The following is a 24045-nucleotide window of genomic DNA, read 5'->3' as shown; positions in this document are numbered from 1 at the left end:
GCACGAGACCGAGTCGCTCTGGATGATGGGTACTGCGCGGCGGCCGGTCACCGGTTCGTCGTGGCCGGTGGTTCCGCCCGGCGGTGTCGTCGGCGAATGCCTCGGCACCCGAGCAGCTTTCGCCCTTCGGGGGATACAGGGAGGATCTCGCGGTGAGTATCGTGCTGACAACATTCGGCGACGGCGTCGCAACACTGGCCCAGATCGGTAACCCGACTCCCGAAGCGCCGCCCCTGTCGGACAAGATCATGCAGTTCGTTCGCTACATCACCTGGTTCGCCATGCTGTCCGGAATCCTCGCGATCGTCTATGCCGGAGGCAAGTTCGCCTGGGAGAAGTGGCAGGGCAGCGGTCTGGAATCGCCGAAGATGGTGGCCGGAGCCATGATCGGCGGGGTGGTCGCGACCAGCGCGGGCACCATCATGAACGCGGTGATCGGCGCCTGACGGAGGCCCCGGGTAGCTCCCTGCTCCTCGGCGGAAACCGGCGGCACATGCGTGCGCCGAGAAAAGTGAACACGATTTACTAAATACTGTTCACAAACTCTCCGGAGTGTGATTCCATCTCCTTGGACGGCGTATACACGGCGGTGCGAGCGATCTGCCCGCCGCGTGATCGGACCCATTCGAGCGTGGGCTCCCGACGGCACCGTCCGGCCGACACAGCGTTGTGAGGTCTGTAGAACAGACCGGTAGGGAGATTGCCGTGACCGTTACCTCGATTCCCGTCGGATTCGATTTCACCGACCCCGACCTGCTCGCCACCCGCCTGCCCATCGAGGAATTCGCCGAACTGCGCAGGACCGCGCCGGTGTGGTGGTGCGCCCAACCCGACCGGGCCAGCGGATTCGACGACGGCGGCTACTGGGTGGTGTCCAAACTCGCCGACATCAAGGAGATCTCGAAGAAACCCGAGATCTTCTCCTCGCACGAGAACACCGCGATCATCAGGTTCAACGAGGAGACCACGCGCGAACAGATCGACATGCTCGGCAATATGCTGCTGCTGAATCTGGACCCGCCGCAGCACACCAAGGTCCGCCGCATCATCTCCAAGGGGTTCACCCCGCGCGCGGTGGAGAGCCTGCGTGCCGCGCTCACCGAACGCGCCGCGCGGATCGTGCACGAGGCCAAGAAGAGCGGCCGCGGTGATTTCGTCGAACAGATCGCCTGCGAACTGCCGTTGCAGGCCATCGCCGAACTCATCGGCATTCCGCAGGAGGATCGCAAGAAACTCTTCGACTGGACCAACCAGATGATCTCCTACGACGATCCGGAGTTCGACGGCAATCACCACGTCGCCACCGCCGAGGTGATGGGCTACGCCTGGAATATGGCCGAGGAGCGGCGCAGGTGTCCGGCCGACGATATCGTCACCCAGCTCATCAACGCCGATATCAACGGTGAACAGCTCGGTTCGGACGAATTCGCCTTCTTCGTCATCCTGTTGTCGGTCGCGGGCAACGAGACCACCCGCAACTCGATCACCCACGGCATGAAGGCCTTCATCGACAATCCGGCGCAGTGGGAGCTGTACAAACAGCAGCGTCCGCGCACCGCGCCGGACGAGATCGTCCGGTGGGCCACCCCCGTGACCGCGTTCCAGCGCACCGCCACCCAGGACACCGAGATCGGCGGGCAGGCGATCGGGAAGGGGCAGCGGGTCGGATTGTTCTACAGCTCGGCCAATTTCGACGAGGAGGGATTCGCCGATCCGTTCACCTTCGATGTGCTGCGCGATCCCAATCCGCACGTCGGATTCGGCGGTACCGGAACCCACTACTGCGTCGGCGCGAATCTGGCCCGCTTGCAGATCGATCTGATGTTCAACGCCATCGCCGACGCGATGCCGAATATGCGCCAGATCGCCGATCCGGTGCGATTGCGTTCGGGTTGGCTCAACGGAATCAAGCGGTGGGAAGTCGAATACGCTTGAATCGAGGGTGAGCCCGCGCAACGGTGCCCGGGCGACATTCGAGGCGGGATGCCGTGGGACAGACACAACCCAAACCGCGTGGCCGCGCGCCGGTCGTCACCGACGCCGATATCCGGCGGGTCGCCCGCGCGCTACTCGTCGAGCACGGTCCCGACGCACTGAGCCTGCGTGCCATCGCGCGCGATCTCGGAATCACCGCGCCCGCGCTGTATCGGTATTACAAGAGCCGCGACGACCTGCTGGAAAGTCTGCGGCTCGAGTTCTGTGCCGATCTCGCCGACGAGTTGACCGCCGAGATCGCCACCCTGCCCGACGACGGCGCGATCCAGTTCTTCGCCATCTGCCGGGGTTTCCGGCGCTGGGCGCTGGCGCATACCTCGGAATACACCCTGGTATTCGCCTCGCCCGGCACCGGGCGGACGGCACTGATGCGGCGTTTCGACGAGCCTTTCGGCCGGGTGTTCCTGGCCGCGGCGGGCCGACTGCTCGCGACCTACGACATCGTGACGCCGCCGACCGACGTCATCCCGGGGGAACTGCGCGAGGATCTCGTCCTGTTCCAGACCGAACTGCTGGGGGCCCTGTCCGAAGCCGGGCAGAAATTTCCGGCCGAGAAACTCGATCTCGGCGTCACCTATCTGATGATCCAGATCTGGGCCCGCCTGTACGGGCACGTGACCCTCGAGGTGTTCGGCAACTATCCGATCCCGCTGTCGAATCCGGAATTCCTGTTCGACGCGATGCTCGCCGATCTGGGGCGCACGGCGGGGCTGGTCTCGGGCTGAGCGCGGTCCCGGCCAACCGCGGCCGACCGTAGCCACGGTCGGCCGATGCGGAGGCCGCTGCCGACCGAAACCCGAGACGCCGACGGCGGATTGTCGCCCGCATGTCGCCGCCGCGCTGAGCGTGGCCGCGAAACTGCCCATCGCCCCGCTACCCCTGGATTTCCGATTCCAACCCGTCGCCACCCCCGAGGTCGCGGCACGGGTCGCGGAACTCGCCGACGGCGAACCGGTGGGCAGGGCCGCCGATTTCGGCGGGCCGGAGGTGCTCACGCTCGGAGAGTCGGTCCAGGTGTGGCGCGCCGCCCACGGTGTCCCGCGACGTACCGTCCGGCTTCGGCTGCCGGGCCGGGTCGCGCGCGCGTTCCGTCGCGGTGTGAACACCTGCCCTGACCATCGGGACGGCACCGTGACGTTCGCGCGGTACGTCGCCGCGCACGAGGGAAATCCGTACGCGTGCTGATCTCAGATCCGCGCACCCTTGGTGCGGTTGCACGACCGGCACAGTATTTGCAGATTCGACGCGCTCGTCGCTCCGCCGCGGCTGAGCGGGATGACGTGGTCGAACTCCAGGTAGTGCCCGCTGCCGCATTCCACGCATTTACCGCCGTCGCGCTGCCACACCTCGGCTTTCACCTCCTGCGGGATACTGCGCGAATCGAGTTGTCCCGGGGTCAGGACCAGGCGTTTCGCCACCCGCAGCGCACCCTCCAGTGCGGCGGCCACGTAGTCGGGGTCGGCGACGTCGAAGATCGCGCCGCCGCGCGCCGAGGTCGCCGCGATGATCACCGAATCATGTTCGACGTGCACCGAAACCACCCGGTTCCACGGCATTTCGGTGCCCGCGCCCGCGCCGACGAACCGGAGTTTCTTATTGCTCGCGATCAGTCGTCCGTTGGTGACCTTCGGGCCGCGAGCCAGGTGGCGCACGTGGGTGGCGGGCAGGTCGAGATGCACCCGTTCCTCCGGATCCAGGTGCAGCCCGGGCGTGCGCACCACCGGCAGTTCTCCTTCGCGCATCCGCGACAGCACCCGCCCGCGGTGCATCCGCCTGCGCAGATCCTCGATCAGCGGACCGGTCAACGCGAGCTCGTCGACGGCGGCTTCGAAGGCGTCCAGTTCCGGCTGGGCGATCTCCCCGTCGGCGAAGGCGAAGGTCGCCAGTCGCTCGACATAGCCCAGACCCGGTTCCCGAAGCATTGTCCGGCCGATGTTCTCGTCGATGCGCTGATACCGCAGCGTCGCCCACAGTTGCGACCATTCGGGGCCGGACGGGCCGGAGGCGGTGAGCGTCCGCCGTGCCCTCGTGCCCCAGTGGGTCAGGAATTCCTCGATCTCGGCGGCGCACCGATCACACCCGGAATGACCGCCGAACAGTTTGCGGCGCAGCGGGTTTCCGCACCGCGTGCAGTGTCGTGCGTCGACGGGCCGTCGCGGGTGGGTCGCCGTGGACCATTGCGTGCCGTCCCACCAGCGCATACGCGCCCCGTCCTGGGGATCGCGATGCCAGTCGGCCCGTTCCTGGTCGGGCGGCGGTGGCGGTGGAGCGGGCAGACGCTCGGTGGAGCGGCGGGTGAGATCGACGGCGCGGTGATACGGGTGCGGACGGGTCGCCGCGTGGGTCGGCGGCACGGGGCCGCGGGGCGTGTCGCTCGACGCGCGAGGATCGTCGGCCGTGGCGGGATCGGTCCCGGAGGTGGCGGAGACCCCGGTGGGTACCCGGTCCGAGGCGGCCTCGGGGGACCGGGTGTGCTGGGCGCGCGGGACGGTCGGCGCGCCGGGCGAGGGCGGGTCGGTCCACCGGGCAGCCGGATAGGAGTCGGTCCGGCCGGGACTGGCGAACGGATTCGACTCGCGTTTCGATCCGGCCTGCCCGTCGCTGTCGTCGACGGTGACACCGAACTCGGTGACCATTCCGGCGAGTCCGGTGGTCCACCCCTGACCGATCGCGCGGAAACGCCATTGCTCGTCGCGACGGTAGAACTCACCGAACATCATCGCATCGACCGCGTCGGGATCTTCGATGTCGAAACGCGCCACCGGCCCCCGGGCGTCGAACACCGTCACCGCGAGGTCTCCGATCTCGTCGAAGGTCCCGTCGTCGAGCGAACCGCTCACCACGATCCGCGCCACCTCGGATTCGGTACGCGGCAGCGACACACTCAGCCGCGCCGTGCCCGGTGCCGGTTCCTGATCGATCGTCACGGCCTGGGAGACGTGACGGGGCGCGTTGAAGAAGACGAGATCGCGATCCGAGCGCACGGCGCCCGATTCCGTCAGCAACAGTGCGTGCGCGTCGACGACATGCTCGGATCGCCATGAAACAACCACGGCTAGAAGAGATGTCGGTACCGGCGCGTTCGCGCCCTTGCTGAGTTTCATCGTGCTCGAATATTGCCACGCCCCTCCGACACGCCCGACGGCTCGGCCGCCGTCACCGCCGCGACCCCGGTGCGGGCCGAGCGTCCGACACCGATGACCCGCGGTGAAACCGCAGGCAGATCCGTGCGCGACACACAGCGCACAGTCCGGAAGTTCCCGCCGAACTCGGGCACAGTGTTGTCCATGACCACGCCGAAAGGGCCGGACGACGAAGGGGCCACCGCGAGAGCGCCGGGTGCTCGGATACGCCCCGCCGACCTGCTCGCCGCCGCGACGGCCGCGGTCGAAGCCGCGCAGTCGGCGGCCGGTCAGGCGCTGGAATCCGCGCAGCTCACCGCGGGCCACGCCTTCGACGCCGCGGTGCGGCTGCCGCCCGCCTCCGCGCAGTTGGCCGCGCAACTGCCGAGTCTCATCGACAATCTCACGATCGCCGTCGACCGTCTCAACTCCACCATCGACCGCCTCGATCGCACCCTGGCCCTGGCCGACCCGGCTTTCGCCGCCTACGACCGGCTGCTGCCCCGGCTGGAAGCGGTGATCGCGCTCGGCGAGGACGTCTTCGGCGCGCTCGCACGGCTGCCCGGCGTCTCGATCCTGGGCCGGGTCACCGGGATCGGCGCGAAATCGGGGCAGGCCGAGCCGCCCCCTCCGGCCGCGTCGAAGCGGCGTCGGTGAGTTCGGGTCCTGCCCGCCGTGCGGTGTCCGCGCGATAGGTGGCTGCCGCCTTGAGCAGCATCTCGCGGTACTCCTCGGCGGGATCGGAGTCCAGCACGATGGCTCCGCCCGCCCCGATCCGCCACCGTCCGTCGTGACGTACCGCCGTGCGGATGACGATATTGAGGTCGGCCGTGCCGCCGAGCCCGAGGAAACCGATGGTGCCCGAATAGACCCCCCTGGCTTCGGTTTCGAGTTCGTCGATGATCTCCATGGTGCGCAGCTTGGGGGCGCCCGTCATCGAGCCGCCGGGGAAGCAGGCGCGCACGCAGTCGATCACGTCGACGTCGGGACGCAGTGTTCCGCGCACGGTCGAGACCAGCTGGTGCAGTGTCGTATAGGTCTCGGTGGCCATCAGTTCGGGCACGTGCACGCTGCCGATGCGGCAGACCCGGCCGAGGTCGTTGCGCAGCAGGTCGACGATCATCAGGTTCTCGGCCCGGGTCTTGGGACTGTCGGCGAGTTCCCTGCGCAACCGTTCGTCCTCGGCCGGGGTGCTCCCGCGCGGTGCGGTGCCCTTGATCGGTTTGCTCTCCACGGTGCGGGCACGGTCGACCTTGAGGAAGCGTTCCGGTGAGGAACACGCGATTTCGAGATCGTCGAAACGCAGATAGGCCGCGTACGGTGCGGGATTGCAGCGACGAAGGGCACGGTAGAAGTCGAGTCCGTCGGATTCGACTGTGTCGTCCGAGGGAAAGGTCAGGCTGTCGGTGAGGCAGATCTCGTAGGATTCGCCGACGCGCAATTTGTCCATGCACACCGCGATATCTGCCAGGTACCTGTCACTTCCGCGCGCGAAGAGTCCGGCGACCGCTCCGGTATCGGGCGTGACCTCGATGGTGGTCGGATTCACCCAGGTGGGAAGCGATTCCAGCACTTCGCCGGTATCGCGCAGCCAATCGAGCGCCGCTCGCGTGCTCTCGGCCGCCGTATCGGTGAGGGCGAGCAGGTGGGTGTGTCCGGTGACGTGGTCGACGACGACGAGCCGGTCGGCGAAGATCCACTGCGCGTCCGGGGTGGACGAGCGGTGCGCCGCCGCCGCGCCGCAGTCGGCCTTCACCTCGTAACCCAGATATCCGACGTAACCGCAGGCGAAATCGAACGGAAGGTCGGGAATATCGGCGCAGCGCCAGCGCAATTCGGTGGCGAGATATTCCAGGACGTCGCCCGCGAAGACCCGGCGGCCGCCCCCGGAGGTCTCGACGATCACCTCGGCGGTCTCGACCCGGTAGCGGACCACTTCGGCGAGCGGTCCGCTCGCGTCGCCGAGGAAGGAGAAGCGGTCGAGTCCCGGCTCGACGTGTTCGCTGTCGAGCCAGAACGCCGTGGCGGAACCACCGTAGAGCCGGACGAAGGCCGCCTCGGTGTCGATCGCCCGCTCGATCACCCGGTGCCGCAACTGCCAGGGGCGGCCCAGTTCGCCCACCCGGACCGTGGCGTCGTCGAGTCGTTCCGGTCGCGGGCCACCGGATCCGACGCCGTCGCGGACGAATCGGACCGAATCGGGTACCGAGCGCATGGACCGGCCCGCCGGTGCCGATCGCGCCACCGCCTCGACCAGGCGTTCGGCTTTCCTCCCGGTCACAGGGGTCGGTCGTCGGTCACCGTGATGGCGTGCGGTGAGCTCGGCGAAGTTGCGCAGCAGGGCGGCCCCGTACTCGCCCGCGACGGATTCCGGATGGAACTGCACGCCCCATTGCGGACGTGAGCGGTGCCGCACGCCCATGACGACGCCGTCGGTGGTCGCCGCGGTGATCTCCAGGGCGTCGGGCAGCGGCCGCCTGGCACACAGCGAGTGGTAGCGCACGGCGGTGAAATCCTGGGGGAGTCCGGCGAAGAGGTCGCGTCCGTTGTGCGAGATCCGGTCCAGGTATCCGTGTCGGGCGGCGGGTGCGAGGTCGACCACTCCGCCCGCGCCGATGACGATGCCCTGGTGGCCGAGGCAGACGCCGAGCAAAGGCAGGTCCGCCTCGGCGATGAGCGCCGCGGAGATCCCGATATCGCGCGCGATATCGGGACGGCCGGGACCGGGGGAGATGACGATATTGTCGTAACCGGCCAGGTCCAGCCGGGCGATATCGCGAACCTCGTCGTTGCGCACGACGGTCGGCTCGATCCCGTTCACCTCGCTGATCAGCTGGAACAGGTTATAGGTGAACGAGTCGTAGTTGTCGATGAGCAACGTGCGCATGGTGTGCAAAACCCTACGCCTGACCGGTCACGAGTAACTGTTGTCGGATGCCCGCAGTTTAAGCGGAGGTGTCGTGCACAATGTGTGACATGTCTGTTGCGCAGCCGGTGGAAGTGGATCGCGAGGTCGTCGACTTCTCGATCGTCGGGAAGTGGATGGATGAGCAGGGGTTGCCCGCCGGTGATTTCGAGGGGGTGACATCGCTGGGGGGCGGGACCCAGAACATCATGCTCCGGTTCGATCGCGGTGGTCGCTCGTATGTACTGCGGCGCGGACCCCGGCATCTGCGGGCCAAGAGCAACGAGGTCATCCGCAGGGAATCGGTGCTGTTGCGTGCGCTGGACGGCACCGAGGTGCGCGCGCCCCGGGTGATCGCCGCGTGCACCGACGAATCGGTGATCGGCGCGGTCTTCTATCTGATGGAGCCGATCGTCGGCTTCAACCCGCAGAACGAACTGCCCGATTTGCACGCGGGCGATCCGGAGATCAGGCGGCAGATGGGCCTGTCGGCGGTGGAGGCCATCGCACGGCTCGGCGCCATCGACTATCGGGCGATCGGTCTGTCGGACTACGGGAAGCCGGAAGGGTTCCTGGAACGGCAGGTGCCGCGCTGGCTGGGCGAACTCGAATCCTATTCGGCCAACGCGGGCTATCCCGGCCCGGAGATCCCCGGCGTGACGCAGGTGGGCGAGTGGCTCGAGCGCAACCGGCCGCAGCGGTGGACGCCGGGAATCCTGCACGGTGACTGCCATCTGGCCAACATCATGTTCACCTACGACGGCCCCGAGGTCGCCGCGCTGGTCGACTGGGAGATGTCGACCATCGGCGACCCGTTGCTCGATCTCGGCTGGCAGCTCGCCACCCGACCGGTGCCGGGGACAACGGGTTCGGCGCTGGTCGGCAGACTCGGCGCCGCGGGCGGACTGCCGACGCCGGAGGAGATGATCGAGCACTACGGCCGGTTCTCCGATCGGGATCTGAGCGCGGTCCCCTGGTACACGGTGCTGGCGTGCTTCAAACTCGGCATCGTGCTCGAGGGGACGCACGCGCGGGCCTTCGCGGGCAAGGCGCCGAAACAGGTCGGCGACTTCCTGCACGCGGTCACGCTGGAGCTGTTCGAGAAGGCGCGCGAACTCATGGAGTGAGCGACCGGATCTCGGCGCTGATTGGCTGAATATCTATGTCCGAATAGATACAGTCAAACCTAGCATTGGTTCATGCCGATCGTTCCCGATGTCAAGAACTGGACCTGGGTGCTCGACGAGACCTGTCCCGAATGCGGATTCGCGGCGGCCGACACCGCCTTCGACGCGGTGCCGCCGCTCGCTCGCGAATACGCGGGACGGCTGGCGGCGACGCTGACCCGCCCCGAAGCGGCACTGCGGCCGACGGATTCGGTGTGGTCACCGCTGGAGTACGCCGCGCACGTGCGCGACGTGTGCCGGATCTTCGCCTACCGCACGGCGATCGCCGCGCGCACGGTCGCGTCCGATCCGCGCGTGCCCGCGTTCGACGCGCGCGGGGTGAGCGCCGCGGAGGCCGCCGACGGTGTTCCGGTGTTCTCGGATTGGGATCAGGACGCCACCGCGATCGCCGACCGCTACGGCGAGCAGGACCCGGCGACGGTGGCGCGGGAATTGGTCGACGCGGCCGAGATCGTCGCGCGCGCCATCGAATCGGTGCCCCCGGCCGATCGGGGGCGGCAGGTGCGACGCAGTGACGGCTCGGCCTTCACAGTCGAATCACTGGCCCGGTATTTCGCGCACGACGTGATCCATCACGTGCACGATGTGCGGGGCTGAAGGCGCTCTTTCTGGAACGTGTTCCCTTCGGTCTGAAGGCGTTGTCACGGAATTTCCGTGTCAGTACTAGAACGCGTTCCACTTTTCTCGTACTGTGGGTGCAGTCACATATAAGCACGTGCATTCGAGAGGGTCGACAGGAATGAAGACGAAGGGCGCGATCCTGTGGGGGATCGAAGAGCCGTGGTCGGTGGAGGAGATCGAGGTCGGCGATCCCGTCGCGGGCGAGGTGCAGATCCGGATGGAAACCGCCGGTATGTGCCATTCCGATCATCACATCGTCACCGGCGCCACACCGATGCCCGGCTACCCGGTCATGGGCGGCCACGAAGGCGCGGGCGTGATCACCGCGCTCGGGCCGAACTGCCCGGCCGATCTACAGGTCGGTGATCACGTGATCCTGTCGTTCATCCCCGCCTGCGGACGCTGTCCGGCGTGCGTGAGCGGCAATATGGCGCTGTGCGATCTCGGCGCGGGTCTGCTGATGGGACAGGCGATCAGCGACGGCACCTACCGGATCCAGGCGCGGGGCCAGAACGTCATCCCGATGTGCCTGCTCGGCACGTTCGCGCCGTATATGACGGTGCACCACACCTCGGTCGTCAAGATCGACCCGACGATCCCGTTCGAGGTCGCCTGCCTCGTCGGCTGCGGCGTGCCGACCGGTTTCGGGTCGTCCACCCATGTCGCGCAGGTGCAGCCGGGTGAGACCGCCGTCATCGTCGGCATCGGCGGCGTCGGCATGAGCGCGTTGCAGGGCGCGGTACTCGCGGGCGCGTCCAAGGTCGTCGCCATCGACCCGAATCCGTGGAAGCGCGAGCAGGCGCAGAAATTCGGCGCCACCCACGCCTACGCCTCCATGGCCGAGGCGATCATGCCGCTGCTGGAGGCCACCGAGGGGCGGATGGCGGAGAACGTCATCCTGACCATGGGTGAGATGCACGGCGAATACATCGAAGAGGGACTGATCCTCACCGGCAAGGCCGGGACGCTGGTCGTCACCTCGATGGGGCGCATGGACGAGAGCGACGTCAAACTCAACAGCTTCCTGCTGTCGATGTTGCAGAAGACGATCAAGGGCTGCATCTTCGGCGGCGGCAACGCCAGGCAGGACGCGCCGCGCCTGCTCGCGCTGTACAAGGCGGGGCAGTTGAATCTCGACGACATGGTCACCCGCAGCTACTCGCTCGAGGAGATCAACCAGGGTTACAAGGACATGCTGGACGGCAAGAACATTCGCGGCATCATCCGCTACACCGAAGCCGACTGGTAGTTCGCGCGCTCATCGTGCGGCGAGCCGGGCCGCGATCTCGGCGACGAGGTCGCGGGGCACCGGCGGCGTCGCCCGTGCGAGCGTCGGGATCTGTTCCTTGGTCGGTGGATCCCGGCGCTCGCGTGGATGACGCGTTCGTTCCGGGCTCAGATGTGGCAGCGCAGCAGCGCCTCGCGCAGATTGCGACTGCGGACGTCGTCGAGGACCGCCATGCCCAGCCGGTTCATCGAATAGCCGAAGCCGAGTCCGGTCGCCGGATCGGCGAAACCGAAGGAGCCGCCGAGACCGGTGGTGCCGTAGGCGCGTTTGTCCGAGCCGAATCGGAACGTGCCGCGTGATTTACGGAAACCCAGGTGGTAGCGGCTCTTGGTCTTCAGCACCAGGTCGTCGGCGGGAACATCGTCGGCGGTGTCGGCGGCCGCCAGTCGTTCCAGGAGCGCGTCGTCGACGGGGAGCGCGCCGGTGCTCGCGGCCGCGGCGCCGTAGACCTTGGCCAAGGCGCGGGCATTGCCGACACCGTTGGACCCGGGCAGTTCGACCTCGAGGAATTCGCGCCGGGTCGCCCGCACGGGCGCGCCGCAGCGCGGATTGGTCAGCGCCGCGTGCGAATAGCCGCGTTTGGTGTAGATCTCCGCGCCGATCCGCAGCGGGATATCGCGTTCGTAGCGCAGCAGATCCAGGCCGCGCGCCGCGGCGAGCGTGGCGATGCGCTCCATCGGTTCGGCGGCGGGAAGGCCGATGAAGAAGTCGAGGCCGAGCGGCCCGGCGAAATCCTCGGCGAAGATCCGGCCGAGTGTGCGATGTCCCGGATCGACGCGCCGCACCAGTTCACCCTGGTACAGCCCGAGTGTGATGGCGTGGTAGCCGTGGCGCGTGCCGGGTTTCCACGCGGGTTTCTGTGCGGCCAGAATCGGTGCGAGACCGTCGAGATCGGCGATCTGCGCGAGTCGCACCACCGTGTCGAGACCGGACAGCCCCGCCTGGTGGTCGATCAGTTGCCGGACGGTCACCGCGTCCTTGCCCTGTGCCGCGAACTCGGGCCAGTACGTCGCGACCGGCTCCTCGTAATCCAGCAGCCCCTTGGACACCGCCGCCGCGACGACGAACGCCGCCATCCCCTTGGTCGAGGAGAACACCGGCACGATGGTGTCGCGTTCCCACGGCAGCGTCCGCCGCCGGTCGCGGTATCCCGCCCACAGGTCGACGACCGGACGATCGCCCGCGTAAACGGCCACGGCCGCGCCGATTTCGCCGTGCTGGGCGAAATTGCGGCGGAAAGCGTCGGCGACGGGGCCGAAACCGGCCGCCACATCACCGTGGATCGTGGGCTGTTCAGTCATGGTGAGTCGATGGTACCGGCGGTACCGGGTGTTGGTGGGTGTGCGTCGCGGGGATGGCCCGGTCTACGCGGACAATCCTCGGGCTGGATCGCGGGAACCTGGCAACCGGGAACGGGAATGTCCGTTGGAGCCGGACACCGCGGGCACGCTGTGGGTTGTCCGCCCGCGCCGGGCACCTCGCGGATCGTCTCGTAGGCTCGGGGGGTGCGTTCACTCGAGCAGATCAGGGAATGGCCGGTGCGGCACGCGGCGGCGGGAGTGCTCGGCCCGTCCGGTGTGACGACCGAAGGTGACGTCGACCGCGTCTTCCCCCTCGCCTCGGTGACCAAACCGCTGGTTGCCTACGCGGTGCTGGTCGCGGTCGAAGAGGGCGCGATCGAATTGGACCAGCCCGCGGGACCGCCCGGCGCGACCGTCCGGCACCTGCTGGCGCACACCTCCGGCATCGCCTTCGACACCACCGAAGTCCTCGCCGCGCCCGGCGCCAAACGGATCTACTCCAGCGCGGGCTACGAAGTCCTCGCCGGGTTCGTCACCGCGCAGACCGGCATCGCGTTCGAGGAATATCTGCGCGACGCGGTCTTCGCCCCGCTCGGGATGACGGGTTCGGTGCTTGCGGGGCCGGCCGGTCACGCCTGCCGTTCCACCGTCGCCGATCTCGTCCGGTTCGCGACGGAATTGCTCTCGCCGCAGCTGATCTCCGAGCAGACCCACACCGAGGCGATATCGGTGCAATTCCCCGGGGTCAACGGCGTGCTGCCCGGTTACGGATCGCAGCGCCCGAACGACTGGGGCCTGGGCTTCGAGATCCGCGACGGCAAGTCACCGCACTGGACCGGTGCGACGAATTCCCCTCGAACCTATGGCCATTTCGGTCAATCGGGAACATTTCTCTGGGTCGATCCGGTGATTGGGGTGGCGGGTATCGCCCTGGCGGACGAGAATTTCGGCGACTGGGCGCGAACCGCGTGGCCGACCCTCAGTGACGCGATCATCGCCGAGTCGACACACGAAGGCAACACGCTCGCGAAGTAACACGCGTAACATCGGGCACTCCAGTACACTCAGGCAACGCCAGCTGTAGACGGGTTCGTTGGGGAAGACGGTCCTCGTCGAAGCTGGAGGTATCAGGGTGCGCGCATCGAGTCAGTTCGCGGACGTGTCGGCGGGTGTGGTGTGGATCCACTCGTCGCCTGCCGCGCTGTGCCCGCATGTGGAGTGGGCGCTGACCTCGGCCCTCGGTTCCCCCGCGAAGTTGCGGTGGACCACCCAGCCGGCCGACGGCCAACTGCGCGCAACCAGCGATTGGATCGGCCCCGTCGGGACCGCCGCGCGCATTGCCCAATCCTTGCGGTCGTGGCCGGTGCTGCGCTTCGAGGTGACCGAGGATCCGAGCGACGGGATCGACGGCGAGCGCTACAGTTTCGTTCCAGCCCTCGGTCTGTGGCACGGTTCCACCTCGGCATGCGGTGACGTCACGCTCGGTGAGATGCGGTTGCGCGCCATGCTCCAGGCATCACGCGAACTCGGAAAATACACGACCTACGATCTGGCCGCCGAAATCGACCGCGCCCTCGGCACGCCGTGGGACGAAGATCTCGAGCTATACCGTTCCGGCGTGGATCCGATCGGCGCCGAGGTGACCTGGTTGCGTCGCGACGTCGGCTGAAATCTCCCCTTCGAATCGTCTCGGTACGCCCGCCGTTCTTCGGTGTGATCGGTGACGGCCGCCTCGATGTAACTCGGTGATCGCGGTCGGTTAGCCGACGAGATGTGTTCTGTCTCAACACTATCGATTGGTTGAACGTCACCTTTCGAAAAGTTGGACGATGTGCGCTCGAAGGCATATGAGACATGCGTAGGTGTTTGTTACTGTTTCGCTGCGTCCGTCTCAGACGGCGGACGGAACAAGGAGACCGAGCATGCCAATCCGATCAACGATGCGCCGAATCGGCATCATCGCACTCACTTTCGTCGCGACAGCCGCGGCTGTCCTGATGGTCACACCGCAGCAAGCGTCCGCCGCGCCGACCCGAAATCCGATCCTCTTCGTACACGGATGGAATGGGGCCGACTCGAATTGGGATTTCATGATCTCCCGCTTCAGAGCCGCGGGCTACGGCGCCAACGAACTGCGAGCCTTCACCTACAACACCGCGCAATCGAACAGGCTGACCGCCGACGAGGTCAAAGCCGAGGCCGATGCGCTGCGCGCCTCCACCGGCGCCGAGAAGATCGACATCATCAGCCACTCGATGGGCGGCCTGAACACTCGCTGGTACCTGAAATTCCTCGACGGCGCCCGCTATGTCGACGACTGGGTCTCCATCGGCGGGCCCAACCACGGCACCACCGTCGCCCTCGGCTGCTACGACGACGGCTGCGAGGACATGCGCCCCGGTTCGAATATGCTCCAGCAGTTGAACAACGGTGACGAAACCCCCGGTGACGTCAAGTACGGCACCTGGTGGTCGCCCTGCGACGAGATCATCACGCCGAACAACAGTGTCCTTCTCGACGGTGCGACCAACACCATCACCGGCTGCATCGGCCACGTCTCACTGCTCGGCGCGGTCGGGGTGATCAGCCAGATCCGAGACTTCGTCGCCTAGCGTTTTCGACGAATCAGGACGGTCGTGATCCGCGCCGCGGGTCACGACCGTCCGGCGCCGTATGTGTCGCGATCGATCCCACGCCCGCATCCTCGTACGCTCATCGGATGGCGGAGGAGTACTTCAAGGACGGCACGGTGTCGGGCGTCGGTGAATACCTCGACGGGGAACGGCACGGGCCGTGGACCTTCTATTTCAAGAACGGGTCCGTGAAAGCGCGGGGGTCGTACGACTCCGGGCAACTCGACGGCGAGTGGATCTGGCATCGCGAATCCGGTGGTCTGCTCCAACAGGGCGCATTCATCGACGGTTTGCAGCACGGGCGTTGGCAGCGGTGGCACGACACCGGAAATCGCTTGGATGACGGCTTTTTCGAGCGCGGAAAGAAGTCCGGCGAATGGGTGACCTACGACAAGGCCGGAGTCGAGGTGAAACGAAAGGTCTACCGTTGACCGGACATCCGGTGAACCACGCTCCGACTCACGCGCCCGATGCCGTGCGGCGCGCGACCTCTCGGATCGTCATATCCGCGGGTGAGTCCAGCACCAGGTCGGCGCGCGACAGATCGAGGCACGCCGTCATCGGGTTCGGGATGGCGACGCAGACGAGTCCCGCCGCCTTCGCCGCCGCGATGCCGTTCGCCGAATCCTCCACCGCGATGGCCTCGGCGGCATCCACACCCAATTCGGCCAGGGCGAGCAGGTAGACGGCCGGATCGGGTTTGGTGCGCCGAACCCGATCGCCGGTGGCGATGACCGCGAAACGGTCGAGCAGTCCCAGCCGGTGCAGGTGCGTGGTGACCCATTCGCGACTGGAACTCGACGCGAGTCCGACCGCTAGGCCGAGGTCGGACGCCTCGTCGAGCCATGATTCGATTCCGGGGCGCGACACTTCGGCGGCGATCAACGCGTGATGGCGGGCCTGTCGACCGGCCCGCAGCGTTTCGCGGTCCACCGGATAGCCGATCAGGCCCTCCAGGTGCAGCCACGGATCCCAGCTCGACTCCGTCGTGCCGATCACCTGAGCCCAGATCTGCTGTTCGAGCGTCGCACCGTGCGCCGCGTACACCTCCTGCCACGCCGTGAATTCGGGCGTCTCGGTATCCAGGATGAGGCCGTCGAAGTCGAAGATCATCGCTCTCAGAGGCACATTCGACAAGCTACACGCGGTCTCCGACAGCGACGCCCGGTCGTCGTCGGTTGCCTGACCGAAGTGACTGCGGCGCAATCGGTTACGCAGTCCCACATCGGATCGAGCGCTGACGACCCCTTTGACAATCCCTTCTCGCTCGGATACGTTCCCTGCCGGGGAGTACGGAGTAGCGGCCCGCCGAGGTCGTACATCCGGTAGAAGGGGGATTCGCACGTGCGAAACAGTCATTCCGTGGTGCTGCCGTGGTATCTCGATCCGTCTGCCGTGGGCTGACGCGTATTCCGTGTTCGTCGCCGACCGGAAGCTCTTTCCGTCGTCGAGTTCGACCGCGCACACCGGGTGGAATCGGTGAGATCTCGCCCGCCGGAAAATAATTCGAGGAGTGACCGTGAAGTATCTCGTTCGAAGTCTCTTCATCGCCCTGCTCGCCGTCGCCGCGATCGGCGCCGGGACGGCGCATGCCACGGGAGATCAATTCGGGGCGATCACGGTCGAGAAGGCCACGAATCCCTATGGTGTGACGCATTTCTACGGTTCGTGGGCCGATACCCGCGAAGCGGCGAGGGCGGCCGCCTCGGCCAGGTGCGGCTCGGCCACCGGGAACAGGGAAGCGGTCTGCGATCTGGTCACCTGGGCCAACGCGTGCGTGGCCGCCGCTACTCGCGGAGTCGACTATCAGTGGGCGGAGGGAGCGAATCGGGCCGAAGCGACCGCCAACGCGCTGAGACTGTCCAACGCGGTCGGGGTTCCGGGGCCCATCCCGCTGCCCGCGTCCATCGGCTATGTCGCCTGCACACCGAATTCGGAGTGACAACAGGGATCAATCGGGTGTCGGGGGTTGTCGAGCGGGTCGACCTCGGCCTGCGAGGAGGCGCCATCGCCGCGGGTGTCGGCGGCGAGTACGCGTGCGCCGCGTCTCGTCGGCCGACGGGGTAAGCGCGTGTCCGACGCCGCTGCGGGTCCAGAACTCCGCCGTGACGACAGAGCCGTATGTTCACCGAACGCCGGGATGCCCTGGCTGAGCGCGCCGCCGAGTTCTTCGCAGACCCGCCGCGGTGGTGCCCACCGGACGCGCGGCGATGAACCCGATGTTCGTCTGACGGTCGAGTTGTCGGCGAAATATCAGTGCGTGTCGTCTGTCGCCGAGCGACCGGGCGCTCGGTCGGCGCGGCCGCGTTTACCTCACCCGGTTCGCCGCACGACCGGTGCCCGCCGCCGAACCGCGAGCCCGGCGGCCGCCTTCGCGGGTGAGTCCGGCGAGTACAGGGGTGACGCGCGCGACGGCATTGCGCAGCGCGATCCCCGGCCCGGTCGCGGGAAGCAGCAGGGCGCGGGCCACTCGGAAGGCCTGCTGCTTGGATCGCACCAACGGCCGGTGCCGTGTCTCGTACCGGCGCAGCGCGGCGGCGACCTGCGACGGCGAGCCACTCAATTCCTCGGCGAGCCGGTACCCGCCCGCGATGGCGAGGGTGCTGCCGTCGCCGAACAGCGACACCGCCGCGGCCGCGTCCCCGACCAGTCCGACCCGCCCATCGGACCAGCGCGGTAGCCGCATCCGACTGATGGAGTCGAAGTAGAGGTCGTCGGTCTCGCGCAGTCGGTCGAGCAGATTCGGCAGTAGCCAGCCCGTGTCCGGAAAGGCCTCCACCACCACCCTTTTGTGCTGATCGAGGTCGCGGTGGTCGTAGCCGGGAACCTCGGGCCGCCGGAATATGAACGCGGCGATCGCGCGACCCCGGTTCGGGTGCACGGCCACCGCCCGACCGGGCGTGTTGTGTATCAGCACCTCGGTGTCGTCGCCCATCGGCTCATCGATCGGCATGGTCGCCACATACATTCCGGTATGCCGGATGAACGACCCCTCCGGTCCGAAGGTCAGGTGACGGACCGTCGAGTGCAGGCCGTCGGCGCCGATCACGGCGTCGAACCGTGACGGCGGCGCGGCGGCGAAGGTGACATCGACGCCCGCGTCGTCGTGAACCAGGTCGGTAATCGTGTCACCCCAGCGGTATTCGACGCTGTCACGTCCCGCGTCGACCAGGATCGCCGCGAGGTCGGCCCGCGCCACCTCGACCCCCCGCGTCCCTGCCTCACCCGCGAAAGCCCGCAGGGGGATACCCGCGAGCCGCCGTCCCTTCGCGTCGACGAATGTCATCCGATCCGCGGGCGAGGCGACCTCGCGAAGCCGCGCCATGACGCCCATCTTCTCCACCACGTCGACCGCGGGCCCTTTGACATCGACCGGGCTGCCGCTGCTCCGCGCACCCGTGGCCCGCTCGACGACCGTCACCTCGAATCCCGCCCTGGCCAACCAGTGCGCCGCGGTGGCCCCGGCGACCCCGGCGCCGGAGATCAGCACTTTCTTGCCCATTTCCCTACCTCCGATAACCGGACGATTTTCGTCCGTTACGGCGACGGTAGCATAAGTGGAAGAATTTCGTCCAGATGTGCTCGAGGAGGTAGTGATGACGGCCGATGGCCTGCGCGCCGATGCCCGCAGCAACCGCGACCAGATCGTCGCGTCGGCCCTGATCCTGTTCCGGGACAGGGGAATCGACGTGTCCATGAAAGAGGTCGCCGATCACGCCCGCGTCGGCGTCGGCACGCTGTACCGGCGTTTCTCCGACCGTGAAGCGCTGATCTCCGCCGCCTCGCACGCCTACCTGACAGGTCTGGCGGACAGCGTCACGACGGCGGCACGCGAGGAGCCCGACGCCTGGTCCGCCCTGCGAAGGTTCCTGCACGAATGTGCCCGGACCGGGGTCGGCGCGTTCGCCTCGTCGGTCGAACCGGTGCTGCACAACAGGATTCGCGGCGATGCGCATCTGACCGAGGTGCGTGCGACCGTTGTCGCCGCGATCGGCGATCTGGTCACGCGGGCCCACGCCGAGGGAACGCTGCGCCCCGATGTCGACGTCGGTGATGTCGCCCGCCTGATGACGGTGCAGATCTACTCCCGGCCCGACGAGGAACCCACCGCGGCGATCGCGCGCGTGGTGGATCTGCTACTGGATGGGATCTCCATCGGACCTCGCTCGGCGGGGTCATCGCCCTCGGGCCGAGTCTTGTAGGTCCGGTTCGCTCGGCTATCGGCGAGGTCGATGCGTTCGGCGACCTGCTACCGCGGCTCACCGGTCTGCACGACGGACCCGCCGCCGGACTCGACACCTACACCGCGCGGATCCGCGCGGCCCGCGACCGTCATCCCGTCGCGTCGCCGACCGTTTCGTCGCGATCGATAGTCGGGTGCGCTTTATGACCGCCTCCGACCCGCGCCCCGACATGACCGAGGTGATCGGCAACGACGATCTGCTGCCGCTCATCCTCGACACCCAGTCGGCAGGTCGGCGCGCCGCCGTCGAGCGGCCAGCACCGAAGGGCGAAGGCAGTCCTCGACCCTCGGTGCGTCGCGGCACATCGGTCGGGCTGTGCCCTGAACCCCCTTTGGAACAGGCCTCGCTCGCCACGATTCCGGAGCACGCCATGCGTTGGGGTTTCCTCGATCCGATTCCCGCGCGCGTCGCGGTGGATACGTCGCGCGCGTCGCGGTGGATACGTCGTGCACGTCGCGGTGGACACGTCGTGCACGACGGGGTGGATGCGTCGCGCGCGTCGTGCTGGATGCGTCGCGCAGGTCGCGGTGGACATGCCGTGCAGGTCGCGGTGGACATGCCGTGCAGGTCGCGGTGGACATGCCGTGCAGGTCGCGGTGGACATGCCGTGCAGGTCGCGGTGGACATGCCGTGCAGGTCGCGGTGGACATGCCGTGCAGGTCGCGGTGGACATGCCGTGCAGGTCGCGGTGGACATGCCGTGCAGGTCGCGGTGGACATGCCGTGCAGGTCGCGGTGGACATGCCGTGCACGTCGCGGTGAACACGCCGTGCACGTCGCGGCGGATACGTCGCGCTGGATACGCCTTGTCCGTCGCGGTGGATACGCCGCAATCACGGCGACGGACAACAGGTCTCTCGGATCGGGTGGAACCGATCCTGCGGTAGTCGCGTCCAACTCTGATGTATCGCCGAATTCGGTCACCGAGGTCAGGAGGGTCATGCGATTCGTGTATGCCGCACACCGGGCGACAGCCGCCGTTACGTCACCGGTCGCCGTAGATCTCGAGGACGGGCCGCGCCCGCAGGCCGACGGAGTGGGGGAGAGGTGAGCGCCTGGGTGACGACAGGGTTCGTCGCGGCGATCAGCGTGCCGTCGGTGGTGCTCGTGGCCACCCTCATCTGGCCCGAGCGTCGCCCGGATCACGAATCGGCGAGCGGGGCCGTCGATGATCCGAATCCTGAGGGCCGGTGTTCGCGGCCGATGTGAACAGGCGCCGCGTCGTCCGCATCGTGAACCTCCGAGCCGGATTGTCGATGATCCGAGTCCCTGAGGGCCGTGATTCCGAGGCGGAATCTGAACGCGCGCAGCGTCATCCGGATCACGAGCCTCCGAGCGTGCCGTCGATGATCCGAGTCTCGAGGTCGGTGATTCGCGGCCGAATATGAACTGCACGGTGTCGTCACCCGCGAGCAGGGTTGTCGATGACTGCGCCCCTGAGGGTCGGTGATTCCGCGGTGGCGTGTGAACGTGCACGGCGTCGTCCGGATCACCGATCTGCGAGTTCGGCTGTCCATGGTCCGAATCCGGATGGGCGGTGATCCCGCGGCCAAATGTTAGTGAACGGGCGTCGCGTCGTCCGCCACATCACGCCAAAGGTCTGGAGTGGGTGTGTCGCGCGACCACACGGACTCGTGCACGTCGAAATCCACTCGGGTCTCGCGGCATCGAGGGCTGTGCGTCACGGTTGCCGAGAACTGCGTACGGTCACGCATATTCGCATGACCGTCGGTACGAGCGATAGCTTTGACCGTGCTCACGGTGACGATGAACGACCGAGCGGCGAGATTGCTCGGTCTGCGGAACGGCTTCGGTGGTCTCGATCCGGACGAGGAATTGGTATCCGGCCTGCGGACCACCTGGGTCGACGGCGGAATCGCATGCCGTGGCGAGGTGGTCTGCTGGGCTCCGGTCCCCGAACACGCTGACGACGCACCTGGGAGACAGTTCGATCTCACCGGGTGGGAATGCTTCGAAACCAAACTCCACCTCGAAGATTTCGTCCCCGTAGAGAGTGCGTATGCCGATGGGCCGATCATCGGCGTCGACGCACAGCGAACCCTGCTCCGACAGGGGGTCGCACTGGCTCGGGAGGTCGGGCGACTGGCCGGCGAACTGAGCACGCCGATTCCGCTGCGATGCGTCATCGCGACCGGCGAAACCAACGGCACGTTCAGGTTTCATCGAATCCGGCCCGAGGAAAGCTGGCTGGTCGACGACCTCGACCGCTACTCGCGAGACTATGTCGTGGTCGTCGACTTCCTGCCCGGGCCCGCCGACAGATTCCGGACCGGGCACATCGCCGCGTCACAACGGGCGGCGCTCATCGACCTGGTCGAACTCCTGGTGCCCGATGTCGAGAAGGCCCGTGGCAGATTGGAGTACGCCCTCGAGAACGCGTCGTGATCGGCGTTCGATCCCGAGGACGCGCTGATCGAGGCCCTGCTCGACGGCGTCGACGGTGGGTGCGCCTACGTCCCTTCCGTGGGCGCCGATCCCGAAGCGATTCGCGGCTACCTGACGCTGCTGCCCGCCTGCCCGGAAGAGTTGACCCGAACGTGGCACGACGGCGATATCGGGGCCTGGAATACCCAGACCGATCTCCGGACCTACCTGCGATCGCTGGGCGATCAGTGCCGCGCGATCGGCACCGCGTTGATAGGCGTTTTCTGCGGCAAGGACGGCTTGGTGCTCGGTTTCCTGCCCGAAGGCGAACTGGAGCGGTTCATTGCTCTCGCCACGACCGCCGAGGTGGAGGTCTTCGTCTACGGGTCGGTCGATCGTTGACTCGGTTCTGTCGAAGACGCCCCGACCCGGTCACGACGAACTCGAGTACGAAGGCCGAATGACGGGCGACATGTGGCCCACGTTTGCCCCATGGAAGTGGGCGTGGGGCAATCGCCGGGGGCAAGACGTGCCGTCTACCCGCATGTTCTCGGTGGGCGCAGAGGGGATCGAACCCCCGACCGCTGGTGTGTAAAACCAGTGCTCTACCGCTGAGCTATACGCCCGCACTCCGTCGGTGCTTCCGACGGTGCGGCTTATGAATCTAGCGCGGCGAGCGCTTTCTCCCAAGCCGCCTGGTCACGGGCCTCTCCGGGGCCGTTCATCTCCGCGAAACGGACCGTGCCGTCCTTGTCCACGACGAAGGTGCCGCGGTTGGGGAAGCCGGTTTTCTCGTTGAAGACGCCGTAGGCCTGGGCGATGGCGCCGTGCGGCCAGAAATCGGACAGCAGGGGGAAGGTGTAGCCCTGTTCGGCGGCCCAGATCTTGTGGGTGGGCGGCGGGCCGACGGAGATCGCGAGGATTTCCGCGTCGTCGTTCTGGAATTTGGGCAGCTCGTCTCGGACCTTGCAGAGTTCCCCCTGGCAGATGCCGGTGAAGGCGAGCGGATAGAAGACGATGAGCACGTTCTTCTTGCCCCGGAAGTCCGACAGTGAGACTTTCTGGTTGTTCTGATCCTTGAGCGTGAAATCCGGCGCGACAGTGCCAACTTCGAGCGGCATACGCGAATCCTCCATCGTGTCGGGTCTCCACCGGGTGGTGATGCGCCACCCGGCGGAAACCATAGCGAAAGGGTCAGCGTTGCTTCGAAGGAGCCTTGGGTTGTACCAATCGGCTTCCGGCCCAAGCGCCGAGGCTGATCGCAGAAGTCTGCGTCAGGCCCGCCGTGGGCGCGGCTTCGGCGATCTCGCTCGGATCGACATGGCCAGGCTGACCGGTCTTGGGGGTGAGAACCCAGATGAATCCGTCGTCCGCCAGCGGGCTGATGACTTCCATCAGCTCGTCGGCCAGATCGCCGTCTCCCTCTCGCCACCAGAGCAGTACGGCGTCGACGACTTCATCGGAGTCCTCGTCCACCATTTCACCGCCACTGGCGTCTTCGACATCGGCCCGCAGGTCGTCGTCGGTGTCCTCGTCCCAGCCCAGTTCCTGGACAACCATGCCGTGTGTAATGCCAAGCTTCTGAGCGTAGTTCTGCGCGTCCGCCGCGGCGACCACGGTGGTGTCCTCCTCAACTCCCGACAGTAGGTAGTTGCAAGCGAACATGGTTATCGGCCCGAGCGCAAGCTGATCGGACGAAATACCCTCCGAATGTCGCGCGACCGGTACGAAATTTCAGCGTTTCGGGCACGTTTCCCGGACCGTGTTCCTGGCGTCGTTGACGCGTTTGCTGGCGTCGTTCAGGGGCCCTACCTGCGCCGTATAGGTCATGCGACGGGTTTCGGCGGCGAGCGCCCTGGCCGCTGTGACGTACTCGGAGAATTTCGCGGCAAGATCATCGGGCAACGCGCCCGCCGCGGCCGTCACTCCGGTCTCGACCTTCGTCGCGGCGTCCTCCAGCGTCGTGGAGGCGGCATCGCGTTTGGCGGCGTAGTCTGGCGCATTGGAGTCGTGCGCGTCGACGAAGTCGTTGTACGCCTTCACCCCGAGGCCGGATGTGGTGGGGAACTGCGCGCAGTTCTCGCTGACGGCCTGGGCCTGCGCTGCCGCCCGCCGCGACGAGGTCGCCGCCGCGGAGGATGCGGCCGCTTCGGTCTTGTAGGAGGAGAGTTCCGCGGCGTTCGGAGTGGCGGTTCCCTCCAACGTTTCCGCGCATCCGGCGACCGTGAGCCCGGCGACGACCGCCGCGGCAGCACATACCAATCCGAACCGGCGTGGGTCGAGCACCTTCATCGTCCTCCCGCTCTTGCTCTGTATTCGCATCGAGATTCGCATCGAACAGTTCGTGCTCGGGTGGCTCGTGGGG

At 67.0% G+C, this 24045-nt stretch carries 25 protein-coding genes and 1 tRNA gene; 17 read left to right on the top strand and 9 right to left on the bottom strand.

Annotation, left to right across the window (positions count from 1 at the left end; all coding sequences use genetic code 11):
- Positions 1-152: 152 nt before the first annotated feature.
- From JZ792_RS25780 to JZ792_RS25765, 4 genes are all read left to right on the top strand, one after another.
- A complete protein-coding gene (locus tag JZ792_RS25780; protein WP_216914262.1) occupies positions 153-446 on the top strand; it encodes a hypothetical protein in 294 nt (97 codons plus the stop codon).
- A gap of 259 nt (positions 447-705) precedes the next feature.
- Positions 706-1935 (top strand): cytochrome P450, encoded by a 1230-nt coding sequence (locus JZ792_RS25775; protein ID WP_216914260.1) that lies wholly within the window; start codon positions 706-708, stop codon positions 1933-1935.
- A 53-nt stretch (positions 1936-1988) separates the two neighbouring features.
- Positions 1989-2720: a TetR/AcrR family transcriptional regulator gene (locus JZ792_RS25770; protein WP_216914258.1), complete on the top strand. Its 732-nt coding sequence runs from the start codon at positions 1989-1991 to the stop codon at positions 2718-2720.
- 121 nt (positions 2721-2841) lie between these two features.
- On the top strand, positions 2842-3180 hold the full coding sequence (locus JZ792_RS25765; RefSeq protein WP_216914256.1) for a Rossmann-fold NAD(P)-binding domain-containing protein: 339 nt from the start codon (positions 2842-2844) through the stop codon (positions 3178-3180).
- 2 nt (positions 3181-3182) lie between these two features.
- Here JZ792_RS25765 and JZ792_RS25760 read toward each other — a convergent pair whose 3' ends face one another.
- A complete protein-coding gene (locus tag JZ792_RS25760; RefSeq protein WP_254190347.1) occupies positions 3183-5099 on the bottom strand; it encodes a TerD family protein in 1917 nt (638 codons plus the stop codon).
- A 183-nt stretch (positions 5100-5282) separates the two neighbouring features.
- Here JZ792_RS25760 and JZ792_RS25755 point away from each other — a divergent pair, with 183 nt between their 5' ends.
- Positions 5283-5774 (top strand): hypothetical protein, encoded by a 492-nt coding sequence (locus JZ792_RS25755; RefSeq protein ID WP_216914254.1) that lies wholly within the window; start codon positions 5283-5285, stop codon positions 5772-5774.
- On the opposite strand, the gene pabB is transcribed toward JZ792_RS25755, so the two are convergent.
- Positions 5704-8004, bottom strand: coding sequence for an aminodeoxychorismate synthase component I (gene pabB, locus JZ792_RS25750; protein ID WP_216914252.1), 2301 nt, complete (start codon positions 8002-8004; stop codon positions 5704-5706). The genes JZ792_RS25755 and pabB overlap by 71 nt on opposite strands.
- A gap of 80 nt (positions 8005-8084) precedes the next feature.
- On the opposite strand from pabB, the gene JZ792_RS25745 reads away from it, so the two are divergent.
- The 3 genes from JZ792_RS25745 (at position 8085) to JZ792_RS25735 (ending at position 11079) form a co-directional block, all read left to right on the top strand.
- Positions 8085-9149 carry a phosphotransferase family protein gene (locus JZ792_RS25745; protein ID WP_216914250.1) on the top strand — a complete coding sequence of 355 codons (1065 nt, stop codon included), beginning with the start codon at positions 8085-8087 and terminating at the stop codon, positions 9147-9149.
- A gap of 72 nt (positions 9150-9221) precedes the next feature.
- Positions 9222-9806, top strand: coding sequence for a DinB family protein (locus JZ792_RS25740; RefSeq protein WP_216914248.1), 585 nt, complete (start codon positions 9222-9224; stop codon positions 9804-9806).
- Positions 9807-9948: 142 nt separating this feature from the next.
- A complete protein-coding gene (locus tag JZ792_RS25735) occupies positions 9949-11079 on the top strand; it encodes an NDMA-dependent alcohol dehydrogenase (protein ID WP_216914247.1) in 1131 nt (376 codons plus the stop codon).
- 146 nt (positions 11080-11225) lie between these two features.
- On the opposite strand, the gene JZ792_RS25730 is transcribed toward JZ792_RS25735, so the two are convergent.
- Positions 11226-12419 carry a serine hydrolase domain-containing protein gene (locus tag JZ792_RS25730; RefSeq protein WP_216914245.1) on the bottom strand — a complete coding sequence of 398 codons (1194 nt, stop codon included), beginning with the start codon at positions 12417-12419 and terminating at the stop codon, positions 11226-11228.
- 204 nt (positions 12420-12623) lie between these two features.
- On the opposite strand from JZ792_RS25730, the gene JZ792_RS25725 reads away from it, so the two are divergent.
- The 4 genes from JZ792_RS25725 to JZ792_RS25710 all read left to right on the top strand — a co-directional run bounded on the left by JZ792_RS25725 (position 12624) and on the right by JZ792_RS25710 (position 15483).
- Positions 12624-13454, top strand: coding sequence for a serine hydrolase domain-containing protein (locus JZ792_RS25725; protein WP_216914243.1), 831 nt, complete (start codon positions 12624-12626; stop codon positions 13452-13454).
- Between the two features lie 97 nt (positions 13455-13551).
- Positions 13552-14088 (top strand): DUF3145 domain-containing protein, encoded by a 537-nt coding sequence (locus tag JZ792_RS25720; protein ID WP_109523525.1) that lies wholly within the window; start codon positions 13552-13554, stop codon positions 14086-14088.
- Positions 14089-14341: 253 nt separating this feature from the next.
- Positions 14342-15031, top strand: a complete 690-nt coding sequence (locus JZ792_RS25715; protein WP_216914240.1) for an esterase/lipase family protein — start codon at positions 14342-14344, stop codon at positions 15029-15031.
- A 107-nt stretch (positions 15032-15138) separates the two neighbouring features.
- Complete coding sequence (locus JZ792_RS25710; protein WP_216914238.1) at positions 15139-15483, top strand: toxin-antitoxin system YwqK family antitoxin; 345 nt, start codon at positions 15139-15141, stop codon at positions 15481-15483.
- A 28-nt stretch (positions 15484-15511) separates the two neighbouring features.
- Here the strand turns inward: JZ792_RS25710 and JZ792_RS25705 are convergent, their stop codons facing one another.
- Positions 15512-16180, bottom strand: a complete 669-nt coding sequence (locus JZ792_RS25705; RefSeq protein WP_216914236.1) for an HAD family hydrolase — start codon at positions 16178-16180, stop codon at positions 15512-15514.
- Positions 16181-16571: 391 nt separating this feature from the next.
- Here JZ792_RS25705 and JZ792_RS25700 point away from each other — a divergent pair, with 391 nt between their 5' ends.
- Entirely contained in the window at positions 16572-16994 is a 423-nt protein-coding gene (locus JZ792_RS25700; RefSeq protein WP_216914234.1) for a DUF4189 domain-containing protein, read from the top strand.
- A 366-nt stretch (positions 16995-17360) separates the two neighbouring features.
- Here JZ792_RS25700 and JZ792_RS25695 read toward each other — a convergent pair whose 3' ends face one another.
- Complete coding sequence (locus tag JZ792_RS25695) at positions 17361-18554, bottom strand: FAD-dependent monooxygenase (protein WP_216914232.1); 1194 nt, start codon at positions 18552-18554, stop codon at positions 17361-17363.
- Between the two features lie 94 nt (positions 18555-18648).
- Between JZ792_RS25695 and JZ792_RS25690 the strand changes: the two genes are divergently transcribed.
- The 4 genes from JZ792_RS25690 (at position 18649) to JZ792_RS25675 (ending at position 22082) form a co-directional block, all read left to right on the top strand.
- Positions 18649-19254, top strand: a complete 606-nt coding sequence (locus tag JZ792_RS25690) for a TetR/AcrR family transcriptional regulator (RefSeq protein ID WP_216914230.1) — start codon at positions 18649-18651, stop codon at positions 19252-19254.
- Positions 19255-20354: 1100 nt separating this feature from the next.
- Positions 20355-20504 carry a hypothetical protein gene (locus tag JZ792_RS25685; protein WP_216914228.1) on the top strand — a complete coding sequence of 50 codons (150 nt, stop codon included), beginning with the start codon at positions 20355-20357 and terminating at the stop codon, positions 20502-20504.
- 558 nt (positions 20505-21062) lie between these two features.
- Positions 21063-21701, top strand: coding sequence for a PM0498 family protein (locus tag JZ792_RS25680; RefSeq protein ID WP_498044260.1), 639 nt, complete (start codon positions 21063-21065; stop codon positions 21699-21701).
- 24 nt (positions 21702-21725) lie between these two features.
- A complete protein-coding gene (locus JZ792_RS25675; protein ID WP_438804384.1) occupies positions 21726-22082 on the top strand; it encodes a DUF6630 family protein in 357 nt (118 codons plus the stop codon).
- Between the two features lie 152 nt (positions 22083-22234).
- Here JZ792_RS25675 and JZ792_RS25670 read toward each other — a convergent pair.
- The 4 genes from JZ792_RS25670 to JZ792_RS25655 form a co-directional block, all read right to left on the bottom strand.
- Positions 22235-22306: transfer RNA gene (locus JZ792_RS25670), tRNA-Val, on the bottom strand.
- A 30-nt stretch (positions 22307-22336) separates the two neighbouring features.
- A complete protein-coding gene (locus tag JZ792_RS25665) occupies positions 22337-22801 on the bottom strand; it encodes a peroxiredoxin (protein WP_216914222.1) in 465 nt (154 codons plus the stop codon).
- 73 nt (positions 22802-22874) lie between these two features.
- The gene (locus tag JZ792_RS25660; RefSeq protein WP_109526416.1) at positions 22875-23297 is read right to left on the bottom strand and encodes a DUF3052 domain-containing protein; all 423 of its coding nucleotides are present in this window, start codon (positions 23295-23297) and stop codon (positions 22875-22877) included.
- A 117-nt stretch (positions 23298-23414) separates the two neighbouring features.
- On the bottom strand, positions 23415-23972 hold the full coding sequence (locus tag JZ792_RS25655) for an Rv2240c family protein (RefSeq protein WP_216914220.1): 558 nt from the start codon (positions 23970-23972) through the stop codon (positions 23415-23417).
- Positions 23973-24045: the final 73 nt, after the last annotated feature.

The organism is Nocardia noduli (assembly GCF_019038455.1).
In the GTDB taxonomy this organism is placed as follows: Bacteria; Actinomycetota; Actinomycetes; order Mycobacteriales; family Mycobacteriaceae; genus Nocardia; species Nocardia noduli.
The sequence above is the reverse complement of the archived record's forward strand: the minus strand, read 5'-3'. Positions and strand labels throughout refer to the sequence as shown.

Bases quoted from the DNA above. Each gene is read 5' to 3' on its own strand.
- JZ792_RS25680 (WP_498044260.1), top strand. From the start codon at position 21,063: ATGAACGACCGAGCGGCGAGATTGCTCGGTCTGCGGAACGGCTTCGGT.
- JZ792_RS25735 (WP_216914247.1), top strand. From the start codon at position 9,949: ATGAAGACGAAGGGCGCGATCCTGTGGGGGATCGAAGAGCCGTGGTCG.
- JZ792_RS25655 (WP_216914220.1), bottom strand. From the start codon at position 23,972: ATGAAGGTGCTCGACCCACGCCGGTTCGGATTGGTATGTGCTGCCGCG.
- JZ792_RS25695 (WP_216914232.1), bottom strand. From the start codon at position 18,554: ATGGGCAAGAAAGTGCTGATCTCCGGCGCCGGGGTCGCCGGGGCCACC.
- JZ792_RS25740 (WP_216914248.1), top strand. From the start codon at position 9,222: ATGCCGATCGTTCCCGATGTCAAGAACTGGACCTGGGTGCTCGACGAG.
- JZ792_RS25760 (WP_254190347.1), bottom strand. From the start codon at position 5,099: ATGAAACTCAGCAAGGGCGCGAACGCGCCGGTACCGACATCTCTTCTA.
- JZ792_RS25715 (WP_216914240.1), top strand. From the start codon at position 14,342: ATGCCAATCCGATCAACGATGCGCCGAATCGGCATCATCGCACTCACT.
- pabB (WP_216914252.1), bottom strand. From the start codon at position 8,004: ATGCGCACGTTGCTCATCGACAACTACGACTCGTTCACCTATAACCTG.
- JZ792_RS25665 (WP_216914222.1), bottom strand. From the start codon at position 22,801: ATGCCGCTCGAAGTTGGCACTGTCGCGCCGGATTTCACGCTCAAGGAT.
- JZ792_RS25710 (WP_216914238.1), top strand. From the start codon at position 15,139: ATGGCGGAGGAGTACTTCAAGGACGGCACGGTGTCGGGCGTCGGTGAA.
- JZ792_RS25690 (WP_216914230.1), top strand. From the start codon at position 18,649: ATGACGGCCGATGGCCTGCGCGCCGATGCCCGCAGCAACCGCGACCAG.
- JZ792_RS25730 (WP_216914245.1), bottom strand. From the start codon at position 12,419: ATGACTGAACAGCCCACGATCCACGGTGATGTGGCGGCCGGTTTCGGC.
- JZ792_RS25755 (WP_216914254.1), top strand. From the start codon at position 5,283: ATGACCACGCCGAAAGGGCCGGACGACGAAGGGGCCACCGCGAGAGCG.
- JZ792_RS25745 (WP_216914250.1), top strand. From the start codon at position 8,085: ATGTGTGACATGTCTGTTGCGCAGCCGGTGGAAGTGGATCGCGAGGTC.